General features: G+C 53.6%; 15 protein-coding genes and 1 pseudogene. 11 read left to right on the top strand and 5 right to left on the bottom strand.

What is annotated here, in order from left to right:
• The first annotated feature begins 1 nt into the window (after position 1).
• Genes rpmE through JM93_RS17615 form a run of 4 tightly spaced genes read left to right on the top strand, consistent with a single transcriptional unit; the run spans position 2 to position 1,911 of the window.
• Positions 2-226 carry a 50S ribosomal protein L31 gene (rpmE, locus tag JM93_RS17625; RefSeq protein WP_145346109.1) on the top strand — a complete coding sequence of 75 codons (225 nt, stop codon included), beginning with the start codon at positions 2-4 and terminating at the stop codon, positions 224-226.
• Positions 227-233: 7 nt separating this feature from the next.
• Positions 234-395 carry a hypothetical protein gene (locus JM93_RS21800; RefSeq protein ID WP_155197653.1) on the top strand — a complete coding sequence of 54 codons (162 nt, stop codon included), beginning with the start codon at positions 234-236 and terminating at the stop codon, positions 393-395.
• Positions 396-451: 56 nt separating this feature from the next.
• Positions 452-1,450, top strand: a complete 999-nt coding sequence (locus JM93_RS17620) for an SPFH domain-containing protein (protein ID WP_145346107.1) — start codon at positions 452-454, stop codon at positions 1,448-1,450.
• Complete coding sequence (locus JM93_RS17615; RefSeq protein ID WP_145346105.1) at positions 1,447-1,911, top strand: NfeD family protein; 465 nt, start codon at positions 1,447-1,449, stop codon at positions 1,909-1,911. The genes JM93_RS17620 and JM93_RS17615 overlap by 4 nt, the downstream gene beginning before the upstream one ends.
• A 6-nt stretch (positions 1,912-1,917) precedes the next feature.
• On the opposite strand, the gene JM93_RS17610 is transcribed toward JM93_RS17615, so the two are convergent.
• The 3 genes from JM93_RS17610 to JM93_RS17600 form a co-directional block, all read right to left on the bottom strand.
• Positions 1,918-2,772 carry an OmpA/MotB family protein gene (locus JM93_RS17610; RefSeq protein ID WP_145346103.1) on the bottom strand — a complete coding sequence of 285 codons (855 nt, stop codon included), beginning with the start codon at positions 2,770-2,772 and terminating at the stop codon, positions 1,918-1,920.
• An 18-nt stretch (positions 2,773-2,790) separates the two neighbouring features.
• Positions 2,791-3,558, bottom strand: a complete 768-nt coding sequence (locus tag JM93_RS17605) for a motility protein A (protein WP_145346101.1) — start codon at positions 3,556-3,558, stop codon at positions 2,791-2,793.
• A gap of 154 nt (positions 3,559-3,712) precedes the next feature.
• Positions 3,713-4,726 carry a KpsF/GutQ family sugar-phosphate isomerase gene (locus JM93_RS17600; protein ID WP_145346099.1) on the bottom strand — a complete coding sequence of 338 codons (1,014 nt, stop codon included), beginning with the start codon at positions 4,724-4,726 and terminating at the stop codon, positions 3,713-3,715.
• A gap of 200 nt (positions 4,727-4,926) precedes the next feature.
• Here JM93_RS17600 and JM93_RS17595 point away from each other — a divergent pair, with 200 nt between their 5' ends.
• From JM93_RS17595 to JM93_RS17585, 3 genes are all read left to right on the top strand, one after another.
• Positions 4,927-6,384 (top strand): outer membrane beta-barrel protein, encoded by a 1,458-nt coding sequence (locus JM93_RS17595; RefSeq protein ID WP_145346097.1) that lies wholly within the window; start codon positions 4,927-4,929, stop codon positions 6,382-6,384.
• A gap of 205 nt (positions 6,385-6,589) precedes the next feature.
• Positions 6,590-7,741 carry a lytic murein transglycosylase gene (locus tag JM93_RS17590; protein ID WP_244300889.1) on the top strand — a complete coding sequence of 384 codons (1,152 nt, stop codon included), beginning with the start codon at positions 6,590-6,592 and terminating at the stop codon, positions 7,739-7,741.
• Between the two features lie 69 nt (positions 7,742-7,810).
• Complete coding sequence (locus JM93_RS17585; protein WP_145346092.1) at positions 7,811-8,926, top strand: SGNH/GDSL hydrolase family protein; 1,116 nt, start codon at positions 7,811-7,813, stop codon at positions 8,924-8,926.
• Positions 8,927-8,979: 53 nt separating this feature from the next.
• On the opposite strand, the gene JM93_RS17580 is transcribed toward JM93_RS17585, so the two are convergent.
• Positions 8,980-10,410, bottom strand: coding sequence for a glutamate synthase subunit beta (locus tag JM93_RS17580; RefSeq protein ID WP_145346091.1), 1,431 nt, complete (start codon positions 10,408-10,410; stop codon positions 8,980-8,982).
• An 81-nt stretch (positions 10,411-10,491) separates the two neighbouring features.
• Positions 10,492-15,114, bottom strand: a pseudogene (gene gltB / locus JM93_RS17575) (glutamate synthase large subunit); the annotation flags it as partial.
• Between the two features lie 691 nt (positions 15,115-15,805).
• Between gltB and JM93_RS17570 the strand changes: the two are divergent.
• The 4 genes from JM93_RS17570 to JM93_RS17555 all read left to right on the top strand — a co-directional run bounded on the left by JM93_RS17570 (position 15,806) and on the right by JM93_RS17555 (position 18,482).
• Positions 15,806-16,105 (top strand): BufA1 family periplasmic bufferin-type metallophore, encoded by a 300-nt coding sequence (locus tag JM93_RS17570; RefSeq protein ID WP_145346087.1) that lies wholly within the window; start codon positions 15,806-15,808, stop codon positions 16,103-16,105.
• A gap of 88 nt (positions 16,106-16,193) precedes the next feature.
• On the top strand, positions 16,194-17,084 hold the full coding sequence (bufB, locus tag JM93_RS17565) for an MNIO family bufferin maturase (RefSeq protein ID WP_145346085.1): 891 nt from the start codon (positions 16,194-16,196) through the stop codon (positions 17,082-17,084).
• Complete coding sequence (locus JM93_RS17560) at positions 17,074-17,910, top strand: HvfC/BufC N-terminal domain-containing protein (protein WP_145346083.1); 837 nt, start codon at positions 17,074-17,076, stop codon at positions 17,908-17,910. Before bufB ends, JM93_RS17560 begins: the two co-directional genes overlap by 11 nt.
• Positions 17,898-18,482: a DoxX family protein gene (locus JM93_RS17555; protein WP_196220744.1), complete on the top strand. Its 585-nt coding sequence runs from the start codon at positions 17,898-17,900 to the stop codon at positions 18,480-18,482. Before JM93_RS17560 ends, JM93_RS17555 begins: the two co-directional genes overlap by 13 nt.
• The last annotated feature ends 47 nt before the right edge of the window (positions 18,483-18,529 follow it).

The following is an 18,529-nucleotide window of genomic DNA, read 5'->3' as shown; positions in this document are numbered from 1 at the left end:
CATGAAAGCGGATATCCATCCCGATTACCACACCATCAAGGTCGTAATGACCGATGGCACCGAATACATCACCCGCTCCACATACGGATCGGAAGGCGACACGCTGCAGCTTGATATTGACCCGAGCTCTCACCCGGCTTGGACTGGTGGTGACCGGCAGCTCATGGATCGTGGCGGCCGCGTTTCCCGCTTCAAAAACAAGTTCGCGGGTTTCCTCGGCTCCTAAGCTGACAATGAACCGAGATGAAAAAAAGCCCGGCTTGATGCCGGGCTTTTTGCTTTTGTATCTGTTTGAACCAGCAGCGTTGCACAATGCGGTGCGTATGGACACGAACTATTCGGGCGACAATGGCGAAACAATCACCGTAAATCATCCTGTCGTATCTGGTGTGTAAGCGATGGGCGGGGCATACTGCTGCCGCAGTTGAGGCCGTATTTTCGGAGATTCGTGATGCCAGCTGATTTTTTGGGCTTTGATATAGCTCTGATTGTCCTACTGTTCCTGGTCATCCTCGTCATTTTCTCGGGAGTAAAGACCGTTCCGCAAGGCTTTAACTTCACCATCGAGAGATTCGGCAGGTATCGGAAAACACTGTCGCCGGGTTTGAATTTTATTATTCCGTTTATCGACCGGGTCGGCCACAAGCTCAACATGATGGAGCAGGTTCTGGACGTCCCGTCTCAAGAGGTAATTACGCGTGACAACGCAACTGTAACAGCTGATGGCGTTACGTTTTATCAAGTATTGGATGCAGCGCGCGCGGCCTATGAAGTGCTTGGTCTGCAAAATGCAATCTTGAATCTAACAATGACCAACATTCGTTCTGTTATGGGGTCTATGGATCTCGATTCGCTTTTGTCGAACCGCGATGAAATCAATGCACAAATTCTTCACGTGGTCGATGCGGCGGCTGAACCATGGGGTGTGAAAATCACCCGTATCGAAATAAAGGACATCAATCCTCCGCGTGATCTGGTTGATGCGATGGCCCGGCAAATGAAGGCTGAGCGTGACAAACGCGCTTCCATATTGGAAGCTGAGGGCAAACGCCAGTCGGAAATTCTGAAGGCGGAGGGTGAAAAACAGTCCTTGATCCTTGAAGCCGAAGGGCGTCGTGAATCCGCCTTTCGCGATGCTGAGGCACGCGAACGCGAAGCAGAAGCGGAAGCAAAAGCAACTGAAATGGTCAGTGAAGCGATTGCAAAGGGGGACGTTCAAGCCATCAACTATTTCGTTGCGAACAAATATGTTGAGGCTTTTAAAGAGCTGGCAACTTCTCGAAACCAGAAAACGCTTATTTTGCCGATGGAATCAACGTCGTTGCTTGGTGCATTGACCGGAATTGGCGAGATTGCCAAGGAAGCCTTCGGGGACCAGCGTTCGCCGCCAGCACGCCCCCGTGCTGGTGTCCCGGTCACGGGTGTCCGTCGTGAGGACGGACCAGAGTGAGTGCGCTTGAACAGATATTTGCAGACTTAGGTGCCTGGAACTGGCTTGTTCTTGGCCTTGTCCTCTTGGGTCTGGAGATTTTAGCGCCCGGAACCATTTTTCTCTGGTTTGGAATTGCAGCCCTTGTCGTTGGGGCAGTTAGCTTGTTTGTCGACTTGCCTTGGCAAGTCGATGTTGTTGTGTTCTTGCTGTTGGCATTTTCCAGTCTGCTTATCGGCCGGAAACTTATGGCAAAAATTTCACGAGAATCGGGAGATCCGGGTCTTAATCAAAGAGGCAGCCGCTATGTTGGCCGCGAATTTGTGCTTGCAACGCCGATTTCACAAGGGGATGGGCGCTTGTCGATAGACGATACGGTTTGGCGTATCTCCGGACCTGACCTTCCTGCAGGAACACGGGTCACAGTTGACCGCGTCGAGGGCGTGAAGTTGGTGGTTAAACCTCTCCAGCCGAGAGGCTAACCGGCCTTATGGTCGATGTCCCGGTGGTATCGGCGGCTCTTCCGCCTTTAGCAAAATGCCGATCCTTCGGTTCGACGCCAAGTACGGGTCGTTTGGAAACAGTGGCTCAGTGTCGGCTTTGCCGACGACTGCGTAGAATTGGTTGTCCTGTACGCCGTACTCGGACAGGATTTGCCGTGCGATATTTGCTCGCTCAGTGGACAGCTCCCAAGCAGTATAGGTTGGGTCTATGCCCTGCCTACCTGCTGTTGTGTGGCCGGTAATTTCAATCCTATTCGGCATCTGGGACAGGATTGGGGCCATTTTGGCGATTAACCGGCGTGTTGTCTCATATGGGTATTTGGAGCCCTCGCGAAACATTGACCTGCCGTCTTGGTCGACGAGCATTATGTTGAGGCCCTCTTCAGTTTCTTCCAAAATGATATTGGTGGAGACTTCGGTTATTTCAGGCATTTCCTGCCATGCCTGCCTAAGAGAAGCGGCTGCTGTCGCGAATTGGCGCGGCTTTTCTATATCGGCTTCAAGCGTATCATGCGTATTCGCTTCAGGGCCTTGCTTGCGCCGTTTTTCATGGCGTTCTTGTGAAAAGTCCGAATCGAGTTCTTGAGGGACCTGGCTGATGTCCTTCATGTAGTCCCGGATTGGAATACCCTCGACCTCGATGATGCCTGTCTTGCGGGAAGTGTCCTTAACGCCAAACGCTTCGCGCATAGACCCCGCGACCACTTGGAGCTTCTCTTTGTCCTGAATTGAAAAAGAAATGATAAGCACGAAAAAACAGACAAGGAGGGACATCAAATCGGCAAAGGTAACGAGCCAATCCGGAGCTCCACCGCCTGATTTTGCCTTTTTGCGGGCCATATTTACCTACTTTCTGCCTCAGGCAGCCTCTTCCAACTCTGCGCGGTGTTTCTCCGGCAGATAGGCCACCAGCATCTCTTTGATGAGTGCCGGGCTTTTCGACTCTCGAATTTGCATGACGCCGTCAATGATCAGGGTCTGATTCAATTCATCGACTTCAAATTTCGCGTCGAGCTTGTCGACCAAAGGCAAGCAAATGATGTTCGAGATAAGAGCGCCGTAAAGTGTCGTTAGAAGTGCAACGGCCATTGACGGTCCAATAGCTGCCGGATCGTCCATATTTGCGAGCATTTGGACAAGGCCGACAAGTGTCCCGATCATTCCAAAGGCGGGCGCCGAATCCCCGAGCGCTTTGAAGACGCGCCGGCCTTCGGATAGTCGGGAGAGTTGCAAATCCCGTTCGCGCTCCATGGACTCTTTTATGAATTCGAGTTCGTAGCCGTCAGCAACGTATTGCACGCCCTTTGCCAAGACCGGATCGGAGACGTCAACGTTCTCCAGGCCAAGAGGCCCGGATTTGCGCACAACTTCGCCAAGGTTCGTGATTTCAGTAATCAGGTCGCGTGGCGAGACATTCTTGCTGGCAAGGGCAACTTTGAAGCCTGTGCTGAAAGCCGCAACGATATCCGAAAGTTGGAAACGGATCAGGGTTGCGGCAAGTCCACCACCGATCACGATGAGAATAGATGGCAGGTCGACAAATTGACCGAAACTTCCCCCCAAAAAAATCGCTGTTACGACGATTAGGAAGGCGCCGATCATGCCAATGAGTGTTGCTAAATCCATTCCGTGCACCAGAACTGAAAGGCCGGGAAGACCGGCCAAGGTTGCGGCAGTGTACGGGGATCAAGGCTAATCAATTCCTAACTCAAGCCGTCAAAATGCAGCTGTTAAAGCTAGAAATTAAGTGTTTAACCAAATTGTGAGCGGAGCGGTGCGTTTAAGCTGCGCCAATTCTGAGGAGGTCGTGCAGATGGACAATTCCCACGGGTCGGCTGTCCTCAACTACAAACACCGATGTGATTTGTGCGGCGTTAACAAGTTCAAGAATCGCAGCGGACAACATATCGGAGCTGACTGTTTTTGGGGCTCGCGTCATAACCTCGCCAGCGGTCATATCTAGGAAATTGGAGCTTATGTGTCGGCGCAAGTCCCCGTCGGTAATGACGCCGATCAGGCGATTCAAATCATCGACAATTCCAAGTACGCCAAGGCTTTTCTGTGTCATGACGAGAATGCCGTCACGCATGGGCATGCTCTCATGTGCCAGAGGAAGTGCTTCGCCACGGTGCATGATGTCTTTTGCGGTCTTGAGACTTGCACCCAAGCGCCCACCCGGATGAAAAACTCGGAAGTCTTGAGCGGTGAACCCACGGGTTTCCAATAGTGCAATCGCGAGGGCATCGCCTGTTGCCAGTTGAACAAGGGCGGAGGTCGTGGGGGCAAGGCCATGGGGGCAGGCCTCTGTTACGCCGGGCATTTTGAGGACTATGTCGGCAGCATTTCCAAGGGTACTGTCTTCGCGGGAGGTGATCGCCACTAAAGGAACTTTAAAGCGGCGCGTATAGGCTACAATGCCGGCCAATTCTTGTGTCTCGCCTGACCAAGAAAGAGCAATAACCACATCGTCTTGTGTGATCATGCCAAGGTCACCGTGGCTAGCCTCACTTGCGTGAACAAAAAACGCCGGGGTGCCGGTCGAGGCAAGAGTTGCCGCGAGCTTCGTGCCTATGTGACCGCTTTTGCCGATCCCGGAGACAATCACGCGACCGGATATTTTGGAAATAAGATCCACCGTTCTAGCGAACGGTACGGAAAGGCCGTTTTTAAGGGCAGCGCGAAGAGCGCTCAATCCCGCGATTTCGGTTTCCAATGTGCGTTCGGCAGAGACCAGGCTTTTGAAGTCGGTATCCGTGGATTTTCCCTCCAGCTGCGCAGTCAAAGCATCCGGCATTTGGTACCCCGTTACAATTTCTTTTGCTGCCTCTGTCTACGCCAGCTGCGCTCCGGCTTCAAGTTTCCCGGATCTTAAAAAAGGTCGCAAATTGCAAGCGGAATCGCCTCATGTACCGAATGTGGAAAGGTTCGGTTAACTATGTTCTGTGAGTTTGGGTACCAGCGCTGTCGACTACTGCTCCTTTTTGCGGAACCTGAATGCATCGGGCCCTTCACACTTTAGCAATTATCGGATTGTTCTGCGGGTCTGCCGTCGGACAGGAAGCGAGTGTGTTTGCTCCCGACGGATCCGTTGCTGCCGAAGAGCTTACTGGCGCAAGCAGTGAGCTGGCAGCGAACCAACGAAACGCATCTGTTTTCAACGATGTCATCGGTCTGAGAACCAGTTTCAACGCGGCTACGGCAGAAGAGGGCTCTACCGGGCTCGGTGCCGCCGGACGGATTGAGCCCGTACGTCCCTTTTCCGACCGCCTTGCAGCAGTAGCTCGGACCGAGGGGGGAGGTGCGGCTCTCGATACCAGTATTTTTGCAGGTGACACGGTGTTCGATCAAGCGTCAGGATTCCGTATCGGGCGCTTTACGGTATTACCGGAAGTGACAATAAACGGTGGATATACAGACAATGTAGAAGGCGCGGCGGGGGGGCAAAGCGGCGGACTTTTTAGAATATCTCCGAACATCACAGCAACATCTGACTGGTCGAGGCATCAGCTCGATTTTGCCCTTCGTGGATCCTATGTTGCCTATCCAGATTCTTCCGATGATGATGACCCCAGTTTGACCGCATCTTCAGCCTTGCGGCTGGATGTTGCTAACGAAACCACTGTCAATGCCGACCTCGCCTATACGTATTCCAGAGAGGATGCATCGAGTGCCGAAAGCGCGACTGGTCAGGATGATGTCCATCAGATCAACGCCAGCCTAGGTTTAACAAGGGGCGCAGGGGTGGTTTCCGCTACAATCTCCGGCGGCATCGACCGAAACATTTACTCCGCAGATGATGGTATTGGCTCCGCTGGTGGCCGTGACAATACGCTTTACTCAGCAGGCCTTCGGCTCAATGCAGAAACCGGTGCTGCCTTTACGCCGTTTGTGGAAGGCGCGTTGCTGTTACGCAGATTCGATCAAGAGTGCAGCGACAGCCTGTGTGAAAGGCGTGATGCAAACGGCTATGAATTCCGGGGCGGTTTCGGCATTGACAATGGCCCTAAGCTTGCTGGTGAGATTGGGGCTGGATGGCGTGTAGAAGATTTACAGGACGACCGCCTTGGGGACTTGTCGGGTTTGGTGGTTGATGCCTCCCTGGTATGGTCGCCTTCCCGTTTGACCACTGTGACTGCAGGTTTGGGAACGTCCTTTGAAACCACCGACATAGATGGAGCTTCCGGATCGATCATCTATTCTGGAGACCTACGTCTTGCATACGGCTTTAGCGATCGACTGGTGGGGGAAATTGGCACCGGCTACAGTTACCGCACCTACCAGGGCGCGGACATTGATGAGGGCACATTTACGGGCTTTGGCGGCTTGACATATGCCTTAACGAAAAACGTTGCGCTTGATGCGCAGTATACATACCAAAACTTCGATACGACTTCGCCGGGTGGCGACTATTCCTCAAATACTATCGAGGCCGGAGTGCGGATCCGGCACTAATTATCTTAGTTATTGGTCATGATTTCGCCGCTGGAAAATGGCAAATGGGCTCAAAGAACTTGTAAGTCTGATTCCGGCAATCTCCAGGAGGCCTTAGATGGAGTGTAGGAAAGTGCAAGGTCGGTTGGTTGGATGTTTATTTAATGCACGTGCTGTCTGGCGGGCCGCATGTGCTTCACTGGTTCTGGCGGGGGGCGTTGCGGCCTTGCCTGCTGGCGCGGTAGCTGATCCGGGTTTTGATCGGTTTGTGACTGATTTCTGGCCTAAGGCGCAGGCTGCAGGGATCTCTCCACAGACTTACAAGAACGTGTTTACGGGCATGGAGCCTGATACGGACACGCTTCGTCTGATGAACAAGCAGTCAGAATTTGTGAAACCGATATGGGAATATCTTGATTCTGCCGTGTCGGACACGCGTGTTGAGAAAGGCCGTGAGCTTCTGGTGCAGTACGATCAGGTGCTTCGGAACATCGAAGCGAGATACGGCGTTGATCGGGAAGCTGTGCTGGCGATTTGGGGCATGGAAACAAATTATGGCGGCTATATGGGGCGCCACAATGTCATACAGGCTCTTGCAACACTGGCCTATGGAGCGCCGCGGCGTAAAGAGTTCTGGCATAGGGAATTGCTGACAGCCCTGAAAATTGTTCAGGGCGGCCATGTGCGGTTTGAAGACATGGAAGGCTCTTGGGCTGGCGCCATGGGACACACGCAATTCATGCCGTCCAGTTGGAAAGCGTATTCTGCAGACTATAACGGCGATGGGCGCCGCGATATTTGGACATCGGTGGAAGACGCACTGGCATCCACAGCCTTCTATCTCAAAAAGCATGGCTGGCAGACTGGCAAAACATGGGGCTACGAAGTCAAACTGCCTGCGAAATTCGATTTTCGCCTTGCAGACGACGATACAACGCTTACGCTCGGCGAGTGGCAAAAGCGCGGTGTCGATCGTGTGAACGGCCGGAATTTTCCGCGTCCGGGTGACCGTGCGATCCTCGTTATGCCAGCTGGTGTAAATGGACCAGCCTTTTTGATGCTGCGGAATTTTTTCGTCATTAAGCGCTACAACAATGCGACGGCTTATGCGCTTGCGGTCGGTCATCTTGCGGATAGGATTATCGGTGGTGGTCCGTTGGCATCTGACTGGTCGCGCGAGCACATGCCGCTCACCCGGACCGAAACAGCAGAACTTCAGCAGCTCCTCAATAGGCGCGGGTTTAATGTTGGTGCTGCAGACGGGAAGGTCGGACCTGCAACAAGGCGCGGCATTCGCGCTTATCAGCGGGCGCGCGGCCTTGTCCCGGACGGATATCCATCCATTGTTCTTCTGGCCAAGATCAAGATGGATGGCTAGTCTGGGGAAACGTAACTACGTCAGAGGTTAAGTGTGAGATCCGGATCCCGTTCTTGGAAATTGGTTCTTGTGGCTTGGCTTCTGACTGTGTGCCTGTTCGGTTTCGCAGACGGTGCAGTCCACCACGCCCATGCCGAAGGCGGCGCGTTTCAAGTCGCACAAGGTGTAGGTGAACGACTTCAACGTATTAATCCGTTTCGGCCGTTGATGCGCATGTTATCCCGAGAGCCGAGAAATGAGCGGCGCCGATCTCCTGTCCGAAGCCGACCGCAAGAGGGCAATTCAGTACAGCGTGTCCGAACGGCTCCGCCGGTGTTCGTTGAAGAGCCAAAGAACGATGACGCCGGGGTCATTTTGGTTGCTGGTGACCAAATGGCAAAAGGGGTTGCCTCCGGGCTGCGGTATATCCTGGCTGATCAGCCAAACGTTCGTGTCGATCTTGCCTTCGAAGATGGCAAGGGGCTTGCCGGCGGCGATGCACTGGACTGGCCCTCGCTGATCTTGTCACAGATCCGTTCGGCCGACGTTAAAGCTGTCGTATTCATCGCCGGGCGTTCTGATCTAGACGAGATATTTCGCACTGAAGAGGGCGAAATTGCCTATGCGACTGAGGAGTGGTTTGCCACGTTCGAAGACAAAGTTGAGAGCATCGTACAAACCATTCGGCGTGAGCGGCTTCCGGTACTTTTAATAGGCCTGCCACCGACAGGTGCTGAGCGGGTCAATGAAACATTTGAGAGCATAAACACGCTTCTTGAGTTGCAAACATCAGATTCTCGTGTGCGTTTCATTGAGCTTTGGGACGTTTTTTTGAACGATGAAGGGGTCTACAGTTCTTTTGGTCCTGATGTAGATGGCAAGCGGGCCCGGCTTCGCACCAAAACGCAGATTGATTTTACCTGGGCGGGATTTCGCAAGGTTGCCTTTTTCGTCGAGCGCGAGCTGTCACGGTTGCTGGGCGGCTATGGAGGCCTCGCGTTTGAAGGTATTGAAGACGATCCGAATTTCATCGTGCTTACCGGACGGACCACGTCTCCGGAAGCAGAGCTTTTGGGAGCTCAAACGGTGACTGTTGCGCCGGACACCGAGTCATCGGCTTACAGATTTTTCGTTGAGGGCGAGCCCTTGACAAGAGTGCCGGGCCGTATCGACGGTCTCACCACTCAGACTTCAGATTCAAATTAGGCGTAAAAAAGACGGCAGCTTGCCGTCTTTTTAGCGAGTGATGTGGCAGTGGCTTATTGCGGGAGGTTGGTTGTCCCCATAAGGTACTCGTCAACGGCGCGCGCGGCTTGTCGGCCTTCACGGATCGCCCAAACCACGAGTGACTGACCCCGGCGGACATCACCGGCAGCGAAAACCTTATCGATGCTGGTTTTGTAGTCTTCGGTGTTCGCCTTCACATTTGTACGGCCGTCGAGTTCAAGCTTGCCGTCTGCTTGTGCGACGAACGTGTCTAGCAAAGGACCGGAAAACCCGATTGCTGCCAGAACGAGATCTGCACGGATGATGAATTCAGTGCCCTCGATTGGGTGCCGCTTCTCATCTACGCGGGCACATTTCACGCCGGTGACTTTGCCCTCGTCGGCGACGAGAGCTAGCGTTGCGGCAGAAAACTCCCGCTCAGCGCCCTCAGCCTGTGACGAGGATGTGCGGAATTTCGTCGGCCAGTATGGCCAAACCGTGAGCTTGTCTTCCTTGTGCGGCGGGATCGGGCGAATATCCAGTTGGGTCACCGAAAGCGCACCTTGACGAAATGCGGTGCCGACACAGTCAGATGCCGTATCTCCGCCGCCGATCACGATTACGTGCTTTCCGCCTGCCCAGATTGGAGCTTCCGTTCCCTCAGGTTCACCGCCGACACGGCGATTCTGTTGCACCAGATACTCCATGGCCCAGTGGCAGCCATCATATTCCATTCCGGTGACGCCTGGGTCGCGTGGACGCTCTGCGCCAGCACAGAGGATCACTGCGTCATGCCGTTCGGCCAGCTCATCGAGAGAGACGGTTTTCCCAACGTCGACACCATAATGAAAGGTGACCCCTTCAGCTTCCATCTGCTCGACACGGCGGTCGATATAGTGTTTTTCCATCTTGAAGTCAGGAATGCCATAGCGCATCAAGCCGCCCGCTTTTGGCTCACGTTCATAAAGATGCACCGTGTGTCCAGCGCGTGCTAGCTGCTGTGCGGCCGCCATCCCTGCCGGTCCGGAACCAACAACCGCAACTGCCTTTCCGGTTTTCGTCGATGCAGGTTCTGGAACAATCCAGCCTTCTTTGTAGCCTTTGTCTGCTATTGCCTGCTCGATACTCTTGATGTTTACAGGCACATCTTCAAGGTTGAGCGTACAAGCTTCCTCACAAGGCGCAGGACAAATACGGCCGGTGAATTCCGGGAAATTGTTGGTTGAATGCAGGTTTTGCAAAGCCAGATCCCAATCATCCTGGAACACGAGATCGTTCCAGTCGGGAATCTGATTGTTGACAGGGCAACCGGTTGGTCCATGGCAAAAGGGAATGCCGCAGTCCATGCAACGGGCGGCCTGGTTGGCGACCTCCTGATCATTCAGCGGGATCGTGAATTCGCGGAAATGTCTGATACGGTCTGAGGCAGGCTGATATTTCTGTTCCTGCCGATCGATTTCCAAAAAACCGGTAACCTTGCCCAAGGCGACCTCCTTGATTTGATTGCTCAGGGCCAGCTGCAATCGGGCATAGAGTGCCCGAGAGCCGACGGATTCTTCTGACGTTTATTCTGCAGCCACCATACCTAGGCGTTGCTCTTCCATTTCACGCAAGGCGCGCCGGTATTCGACCGGCATGACCTTCACAAACTTGGGGCGATAGGTATCCCAATTGTCTAAAATGGATAGTGCCCGTGTCGAACCGGTATATTCTATGTGCTTTGTAAGCAGCTGGCGGAGCCGTTCATCGTCATGTCTCGTCATGTCGCCGGATACGTCAACACGCCCTTTGTGTTCAATATCACCGCCGTGATGGTGGAGCTTTTCCAGGAGATCATCTTCTTCGGTTACCGGCTCCAAGTCGACCATAGCCAAGTTGCAACGAGAACCAAAGGTGCCGTCTTCATCCAAAACGTAGGCGATACCGCCTGACATTCCAGCTGCGAAATTCCGGCCAGTTTGGCCGATTACAACGACTACACCACCGGTCATGTACTCACAGCCATGGTCACCAACGCCCTCTACGACCGCAACGGCGCCAGAATTGCGAACAGCAAAACGTTCACCTGCAACACCGCGGAAGTAGCATTCGCCCTCCGTTGCTCCGTAAAGGACCGTGTTGCCGACAATGATTGAGTCTTCAGGAACAATGCGTGTGTTTTGCGGCGGACGCACAATGATGCGGCCACCGGAAAGTCCCTTTCCAACATAGTCGTTCGCATCGCCTTCAAGGTCGAACGTTACGCCTTTCGCCACAAATGCGCCAAATGCTTGCCCTGCTGTCCCGGCAAGTTTGATCTGAAGCGTGTTGTCTGGAAGTCCTTTATGCCCGTAACGCTTGGCAACTTCTCCTGACAACATTGCACCGACCGACCGGTCAACCGAACAGATGGTTTCTTCGACGATCGTCGGTTTTCTCTCCTCCAATGCAGGTTTTGACGCGGCGATGAGGCGGCGGTCCAAAATGTCGTTGATCGGATGGTCCTGGCGCTCTGTCCAGCGGATCTCGTGCGGATCGGCATCCGGTTTGTAGAAGATCCGCGAGAAGTCCAGCCCCTTGGCTTTCCAATGCTCAATGGCAGCGTTTTTGTCCAAGAATTCCGACCTGCCGATGATGTCGTCAAGTTTGGCAATGCCGAGGGCAGCCATAAGCTCGCGGAGCTCTTCCGCAACATAAAAGAAGTAGTTTATGACATGTTCGGGGGTGCCTTTGAACCGCTTCCGAAGGACTGGGTCTTGTGTCGCGATGCCAACCGGACAGGTATTCAGGTGGCATTTGCGCATCATCAAACAGCCGGCGGCGATCAAAGGAGCCGTTGAGAAGCCGAACTCGTCAGCGCCGAGGAAAGCGCCGATTAGCACGTCTCTGCCAGTTCTAAGGCCACCATCTACTTGCAGTGCCACACGGGAACGCAAACCGTTGAGCACCAGTGTTTGTTGCGTTTCCGCCAGGCCGATTTCCCAAGGGCTGCCTGCGTGCTTTATGGATGTCAGTGGAGATGCTCCGGTTCCGCCGTCATAGCCCGAAATAGTGATATGATCTGCACGTGCCTTTGCGACGCCGGCTGCAACCGTACCAACACCGATTTCGGACACAAGTTTGACTGAAATATCAGCGCCCGGATTTACGTTCTTGAGATCGTAAATTAGCTGTGCCAGATCTTCGATCGAATAAATATCATGATGCGGCGGTGGTGAGATAAGCCCAACCCCCGGTGTTGAGTGCCGCACCTTGGCGATAACAGCATCAACCTTGTGGCCCGGCAGCTGTCCGCCCTCGCCGGGTTTCGCGCCTTGCGCAACCTTGATCTGAATCATATCGGAGTTGACCAGATACTCGGTCGTGACACCAAATCGGCCGGAAGCAACCTGTTTGATAGCAGATCGCTTCGGATTGGAGGCGCCGTTTGGCAGAGGGTTGAAGCGCTCGGCCTCTTCTCCGCCTTCACCAGTGTTGGACTTGCCGCCGATCTTGTTCATGGCGATCGCCAGGGTCTGATGGGCTTCTTTAGAAATTGAGCCGAAGGACATGGCGCCTGTGACAAATCGCCTCACAATTGCTTCGGCGGATTCTACCTCAGAAAGGTCGATAGGTGTGCGGCCAAGCTCCTCAGCGCTTTTTACGCGAAACAGGCCGCGGATTGAGTACCGGCCACTGTCTTCGTTTACAAGCTTTGCGAACTCACGGTACTTGTCTGGCAGTTTTGAGCGCACTGCATGCTGCAAGATTGCAATCGAATCCGGTGTCCACATGTGGCTTTCGCCGCGCGTTCGGTAAGCATACTCTCCACCAACGTCCAGAGCACGGCGCAAAATGGCAACGTCGCCGAATGCTTGTTGGTGGCGCAGGACAGTTTCCTTTGCAACTTCTGCCAGGCCGATCCCTTCGATCTGAGTACCGGTCCCGAAAAAGTATTTGTCTACGAATGCGCTGGATAGACCGACTGCGTCGAAAATTTGTGCACCACAATAAGACTGGTAGGTCGAAATGCCCATCTTAGACATGACCTTCAGTATGCCTTTGTCGATCGACTTGATGTAACGATGCACAACCTCGTTAGCGTCAACCTCTTCAGGGAAGTCCATTTCGGCGTGCAAGGACAACAGCGTTTCGAAAGCAAGATATGGGTTGATCGCTTCCGCACCATATCCGGCCAAAACGCAGAAATGATGGACTTCGCGGGCCTCGCCCGTCTCAACCACCAAGCCAACTGACGTGCGCAGCCCCTTGCGGATGAGATGATGATGCACTGCAGCCGTTGCCAGAAGCGCCGGAATTGCAACCCGGGTCCGGTTGATCAAGCGGTCAGACAAAATTATAATGTTATTGCCGTCACGCACAGCCTTTTCCGCGCGATCACACAACTCGGAAATTGCCGCTTCCATGCCATCAGCGCCACGTTCGGCAGAATACGTTATATCTAGCGTTTTGGCGGAAAACTGATTGTCTGCAATATCGCCAATAGCCCGGATTTTTTCCAAGTCATCATTGGTCAGAATTGGTTGACGGACCTCGAGCCGCTTTGAAGTTGATAAACCTTTCAGATCGAAGATATTTGGACGTGGGCCGATGAATGAGACAAGGCTCATCACCAATTCTTCACGAATTGGGTCGATCGGCGGGTTTGTAACCTGAGCGAAGTTCTGCTTGAAATAAGTATAAAGCGGTTTCGACTTGTCTGAGAGCGCGGAAATCGGCGTGTCTGTTCCCATTGAACCAATGGCTTCCTGACCAATGGTCGCCATCGGTTGCATCAACAGTTTAATATCTTCTTGAGTGTAGCCAAACGCCTGCTGGCGATCCAGCAGGGTTTCACCAGCAACGGGCGCGCGCCCTCGCACGGCCGGCATGTCTTCAAGCACAATCTGTGAGCGATGCAGCCAATCTTTGTAGGGGTTTGCTGTCGAAAGTTGCCGTTTGATTTCATCGTCGGAAACAATACGACCTTCTTCCATGTCGATAAGTAGCATTCGCCCAGGTTGCAAACGCCACTTTTGGACAATGTGCTCCTCTTTGACCGGGAGCACGCCAACCTCGGAAGACATGATCACAAAGTCTTCGTCGGTCACAATATAGCGGGCGGGCCGCAAGCCATTCCGGTCGAGCGTCGCGCCGATTTGGCGGCCGTCTGTAAAGGCAACTGCAGCCGGGCCGTCCCATGGCTCCATGAGGGCGGCGTGGTACTCGTAAAATGCCCGGCGATTGTCATCCATAAGCGGATTGCCCGCCCAAGCCTCCGGAATGAGCATCATCGCGGCATGAGCAAGTGAGTAGCCGCCCATGACAAGAAACTCGAGCGCATTGTCGAAACACGCTGTGTCCGATTGACCTTCATAGGAAATCGGCCAAAGTTTGGTGATATCATCACCCAGCAAAGCAGAAGAGACTGAGGCTTGACGGGCCGCCATCCAATTGACGTTGCCACGCAGGGTGTTGATTTCCCCATTGTGGGCCACCATCCGGTACGGGTGCGATAAATCCCAAGACGGAAAAGTGTTTGTAGAGAAACGTTGGTGAACCAGCGCCAATGCAGACGAGAAGCGTTTGTCAGTCAGGTCTTTATAATAAGCTCCGAGCTGATAGGCGAGGAACATGCCTTTATAGACCACTGTCCGGCTCGACAGAGACACAATATAAAAGCCGTGTTTGACAGCGTCGGTTTCGCTGCGGATCGTATTGGATATCACTTTGCGAAGGACGTAAAGCCGGCGCTCGAATGCGTCTTGGTCTTCACATGCCAAGCGCTTGATAAACACCTGCCGTGAAAAAGGTTCGGTCGCGGCGATCTCGGGTGATTTGGATAAGCTGGAATTGTCTACCGGAACGTCTCTCCAACCGATCAGTTCTTGGCCTTCGTCAGTAATAACGCGTTCAACAATGTCGACGCACTTGGCGCGGAGGTCAGCGTTCTGCGGCAGAAAAATGAACCCGACGCCGTACTCGCCGGCTGGCGGTAAAGACACGCCGGTTTTTAGAAGTTCTTCCTCGAAAAAGGCCTGCGGGATCTGCACGAGCATCCCGGCGCCATCGCCCATCAGCGGATCTGCACCCACAGCACCACGATGCGTTAGGTTTTCAAGTATCTGAAGGCCATCTGCGACCACCCGGTGTGATTTCTGGCCTTTCATGTGAGCTATAAAGCCAACACCACAGGCATCATGTTCGTTGGCTGGGTCGTAAAGCCCGTGTTGTGCGGCTTGTTTGAGGCGGGTCGCAAGAGCTGTAGGCATGGCAGCGCGCTTGTTTGCCATAGATGCCTTGGCCTCCAGTGAGGTGCTGGTCGTCAGCTCTGTCTTAATCATGTGCGCCCTCGTATTTCCCAATTTTCCTCTAGCTAGACCGGCGGGGACTATTCGGGTCGCATTCTGTCAAAATGCGGCTCGTGTGTCATTCCCGGCTATCTAGCCTTAGCCCAGACGATGTATGTAGCGGATCTACCTGCCAAGGCGATCCGTCTCATTGCCGCAGCGATCGTTCCGCTGCCGGAAGCGCAGCTTCCACGAGGCGCCATGCACCTCACCTCCGTTGCCCGCCCCCTCAAAGACATTCGTCTGTATTCAGAGGGGGTGACGAAAGGACAGTGCTCCTGTCCTATTCTGGGCGACGCGACCTTGCCAGATTTAAATTCGCTGGGCAAGACCGATTATCGATGCCTCCATTATAAATGTTTCGCGTGGATGGCGGCAATCAGAGTTATGCAACTTTCAGGCTGCTGGCGCGGCAATATTCTTTCGTCTGCGACGATGTGTTAACCTCAGCCTCGCGAAGGGGTCACATGCGTTTGATTTCCCATTTATCTGCGAACTGACCATTTTCGGATTTGTCGGGATCGACGAGTTGAAAGAAGCGCATTCTGGATTGATGCTGAGGAGTTGTACGATGAAAAACAAGGCTATGTCTGCCGCAATCGTTGCCGGTGCTGTTGCAACGGCCGTTGCCGGGCTCACTGCGCCAACGACCGCGAACGCACAGGCAAAGGAGAAGTGTTACGGTATTTCGCTGAAAGGCCAAAACGACTGCAAAGCAGGCCCAGGAACGACCTGTGCCGGTACTTCCACCGTCGATTATCAAGGCAATGCTTGGACCTTGGTTCCCAAGGGGACCTGCGTCTCAATGGAACTGCCAGGAGACCGAAAAGGCTCATTGACAGAGCTCGACCGCGATCTGCCCGAGGCGTAAGCTGAAAATTTGATTTTGACTAACTGAAGGGCCAGGCTGGCCGATATTGGACTCGGCCAGCTGGAACATCGTATTTGGATTAGCACACATGCAAGCGCAGCATTCAGGCACGCCTTTGCTGAGGACCGCGCCGCCTTGGCGTGCGGGTGTTGGCCTCAAGCCCGAGCACATACCTGAAATCCTAGAAACACATCCAGATGTTGGATTTTTCGAGATCCATGCCGAAAACTATATGGGTGCTGGGGGAGCTCCTCATCGAAACCTTGCTATGATCCGCGAGCGCTACCCTTTGTCATTGCACGGTGTCGGTCTGTCTATCGGGTCCGAAGGGCCGTTAGATCGCGAACACCTCGGGCGTCTTCGCACTTTGAATACCAAGTATGACCCCGAGCTTTTTTCAGAGCATCTTGCGTGGTCGACTCATGACCAGATTTATGTGAACGACCTTCTTCCTGTCGCCTACAACGTTGATACGTTGGTGCGTGTCTGCGACCATATTGATGAAGTGCAAGAGACTGTTGGCCGAAAGATGCTTTTGGAGAACCCGTCAACTTATGTTGCTTTTGAACAGAGTTCGATGACCGAAACAGCGTTTTTGAAAGAAGTTGTGAGGCGGACGGGATGCGGGCTACTTTTGGATGTCAACAATGTATATGTTTCCTGCATCAATCATGACCGGCAGCCCGAACACTACCTGCAGGACTTTCCGATTGAAGCCGTTGGCGAGGTGCACCTCGGGGGGCACGCGCCAGATATGGACCAGGCCGAACGCCCGCTCCTTATTGATGCGCACGACCGCGAGGTCGATGCCGAAGTGTGGCGTCTTTATGAGCAAATCCTGCGTAAAATCGGTCCCATACCAACACTCGTCGAGTGGGACAACGATGTGCCTGCTTGGGGCGTTTTGCTTGCTGAGGCCGAGCGTGCAACGGGGCTCCTGAAACTGGCCGCGCAACCGGATATGACATATGCGGTCTGAGCCGAAGCTGTCTCCCAACGGAGCCTTTTCAGCGGCGCTGCTCGACGCAGAACAATCGATTCCAACCGGGATTGTTGGTCCGGATGGAGCGCCGGACTCCAAACGGTTCAACGTTTACCGAAACAACGTGATCGTCAGTTTGGTTGAGGCGCTTGCCCACACGTTCCCGGCGGTGCAACAATTGGTGGGTGAAGAGTACTTTGCTGCACTTGCAAGGTCCTTCGTCATCGAGAACCCTCCAAAAAGCCCGGTTCTGATCTGGTATGGACGGGAGTTTGGAGCCTACCTCGACGCTTTCCCGCCGCTGAGTGCCTACCCTTATTTGGGCGATGTCGCCCGACTAGAATGGGGTTGGCTGCAATCCTTCCACTCAGCTGATGCATGTCCTCTCGATCCCGCGCGTCTCGCATCTGTCTCTCCAAATCTTGTTGGCGAAGTGCGTTTCGAAATCCATCCGGCATGCAGAATGATCGCATCGATTTGGCCTGTTTTGTCTCTAGTTCAAGCCAACCGGTTTGGTGGCGTCTGCAGCAAGCCGATCAATTTGGATAATCCCGAAGCCGTCCTGGTGACACGCCCTGACATCAAGGTACAGCTCAGCTGTTTGCCGAACGGGGCCGTTACGTTTTTCAATGCACTTACAAACGGGAAGACATTTTCGGACGCTGCGGCACTTGCGTCTTTTGATGATTCGAGATTTGAACTTGAGGCCACACTGGGTTTGTTTCTCGGCCAAGGTGTTTTTACGGACTTAAGGGTCGTAGCCGGATCAAATGAGCACGGCAAAGCGATCGCGAATACGGGGGAAGTCGGATGTCTGCCTTGATCGGGTTGTTGATGCGTTTGTACGTAGGGGTTTTTGGCGCCATCGAGCGGCTCACCAATGGTTGGTTCCTAGGTTTGGCGGCGCGTTTGGTGTTCGCGTCCGTGCTCTTGGTGTTTTTTTGGAACTCCGCACTGACGAAACTCGGCGATGGATTTTTTGGGTTCTTGTCTCCCAGCACCGGCGCCTATGCCCAGATGCTGCCGAAAATGATGGAGCAAGTAAGCTATGATACCAGCCAGATCGCCTTTTTCCCCTATGGTTTGATTGTTTTGCTTGGAACTTGGGGTGAGTTTGTCCTGCCGCTTTTGGTTGTTATCGGATTGTTCACGAGGGCCGCCAGCCTCGGCATGATCGTCTTTATTGGCGTAATGACATATGTCGATATTGTTGGGCACGGAGTCGATACAAAAACGATTGGCGCATTTTTTGATGGCGATCCCTACGCAATAATCGCAGATGACCGTTTGTTATGGGTGTTTTTGCTTCTCGTGCCGATGTTGAAAGGGCCGGGCTTAATATCCTTGGACGCACTGCTGGGATCTTACTACCGGAAGCGCGAACGTTACTATTGATGTGAATTCTGCTTGCTGGAGCATTGGTAAACTGCCAAAAGCGATCC

Source organism: Roseibium hamelinense (genome assembly GCF_007830545.1).
GTDB classification, from domain to species: Bacteria; Pseudomonadota; Alphaproteobacteria; order Rhizobiales; family Stappiaceae; genus Roseibium; species Roseibium hamelinense.
Note: the sequence above shows the minus strand (reverse complement) of the source record. Positions and strands in the feature narration are given on the sequence as shown.

Coding starts and splice junctions, on each gene's coding strand:
- rpmE (WP_145346109.1), top strand. CDS start 2: ATGAAAGCGGATATCCATCCCGATTACCACACCATCAAGGTCGTAATG.
- JM93_RS21800 (WP_155197653.1), top strand. CDS start 234: ATGAACCGAGATGAAAAAAAGCCCGGCTTGATGCCGGGCTTTTTGCTT.
- JM93_RS17620 (WP_145346107.1), top strand. CDS start 452: ATGCCAGCTGATTTTTTGGGCTTTGATATAGCTCTGATTGTCCTACTG.
- JM93_RS17610 (WP_145346103.1), bottom strand. CDS start 2,772: ATGGCCCGCAAAAAGGCAAAATCAGGCGGTGGAGCTCCGGATTGGCTC.
- JM93_RS17605 (WP_145346101.1), bottom strand. CDS start 3,558: ATGGATTTAGCAACACTCATTGGCATGATCGGCGCCTTCCTAATCGTC.
- JM93_RS17600 (WP_145346099.1), bottom strand. CDS start 4,726: ATGCCGGATGCTTTGACTGCGCAGCTGGAGGGAAAATCCACGGATACC.
- JM93_RS17595 (WP_145346097.1), top strand. CDS start 4,927: ATGCATCGGGCCCTTCACACTTTAGCAATTATCGGATTGTTCTGCGGG.
- JM93_RS17570 (WP_145346087.1), top strand. CDS start 15,806: ATGAAAAACAAGGCTATGTCTGCCGCAATCGTTGCCGGTGCTGTTGCA.
- bufB (WP_145346085.1), top strand. CDS start 16,194: ATGCAAGCGCAGCATTCAGGCACGCCTTTGCTGAGGACCGCGCCGCCT.
- JM93_RS17560 (WP_145346083.1), top strand. CDS start 17,074: ATGCGGTCTGAGCCGAAGCTGTCTCCCAACGGAGCCTTTTCAGCGGCG.
- JM93_RS17555 (WP_196220744.1), top strand. CDS start 17,898: ATGTCTGCCTTGATCGGGTTGTTGATGCGTTTGTACGTAGGGGTTTTT.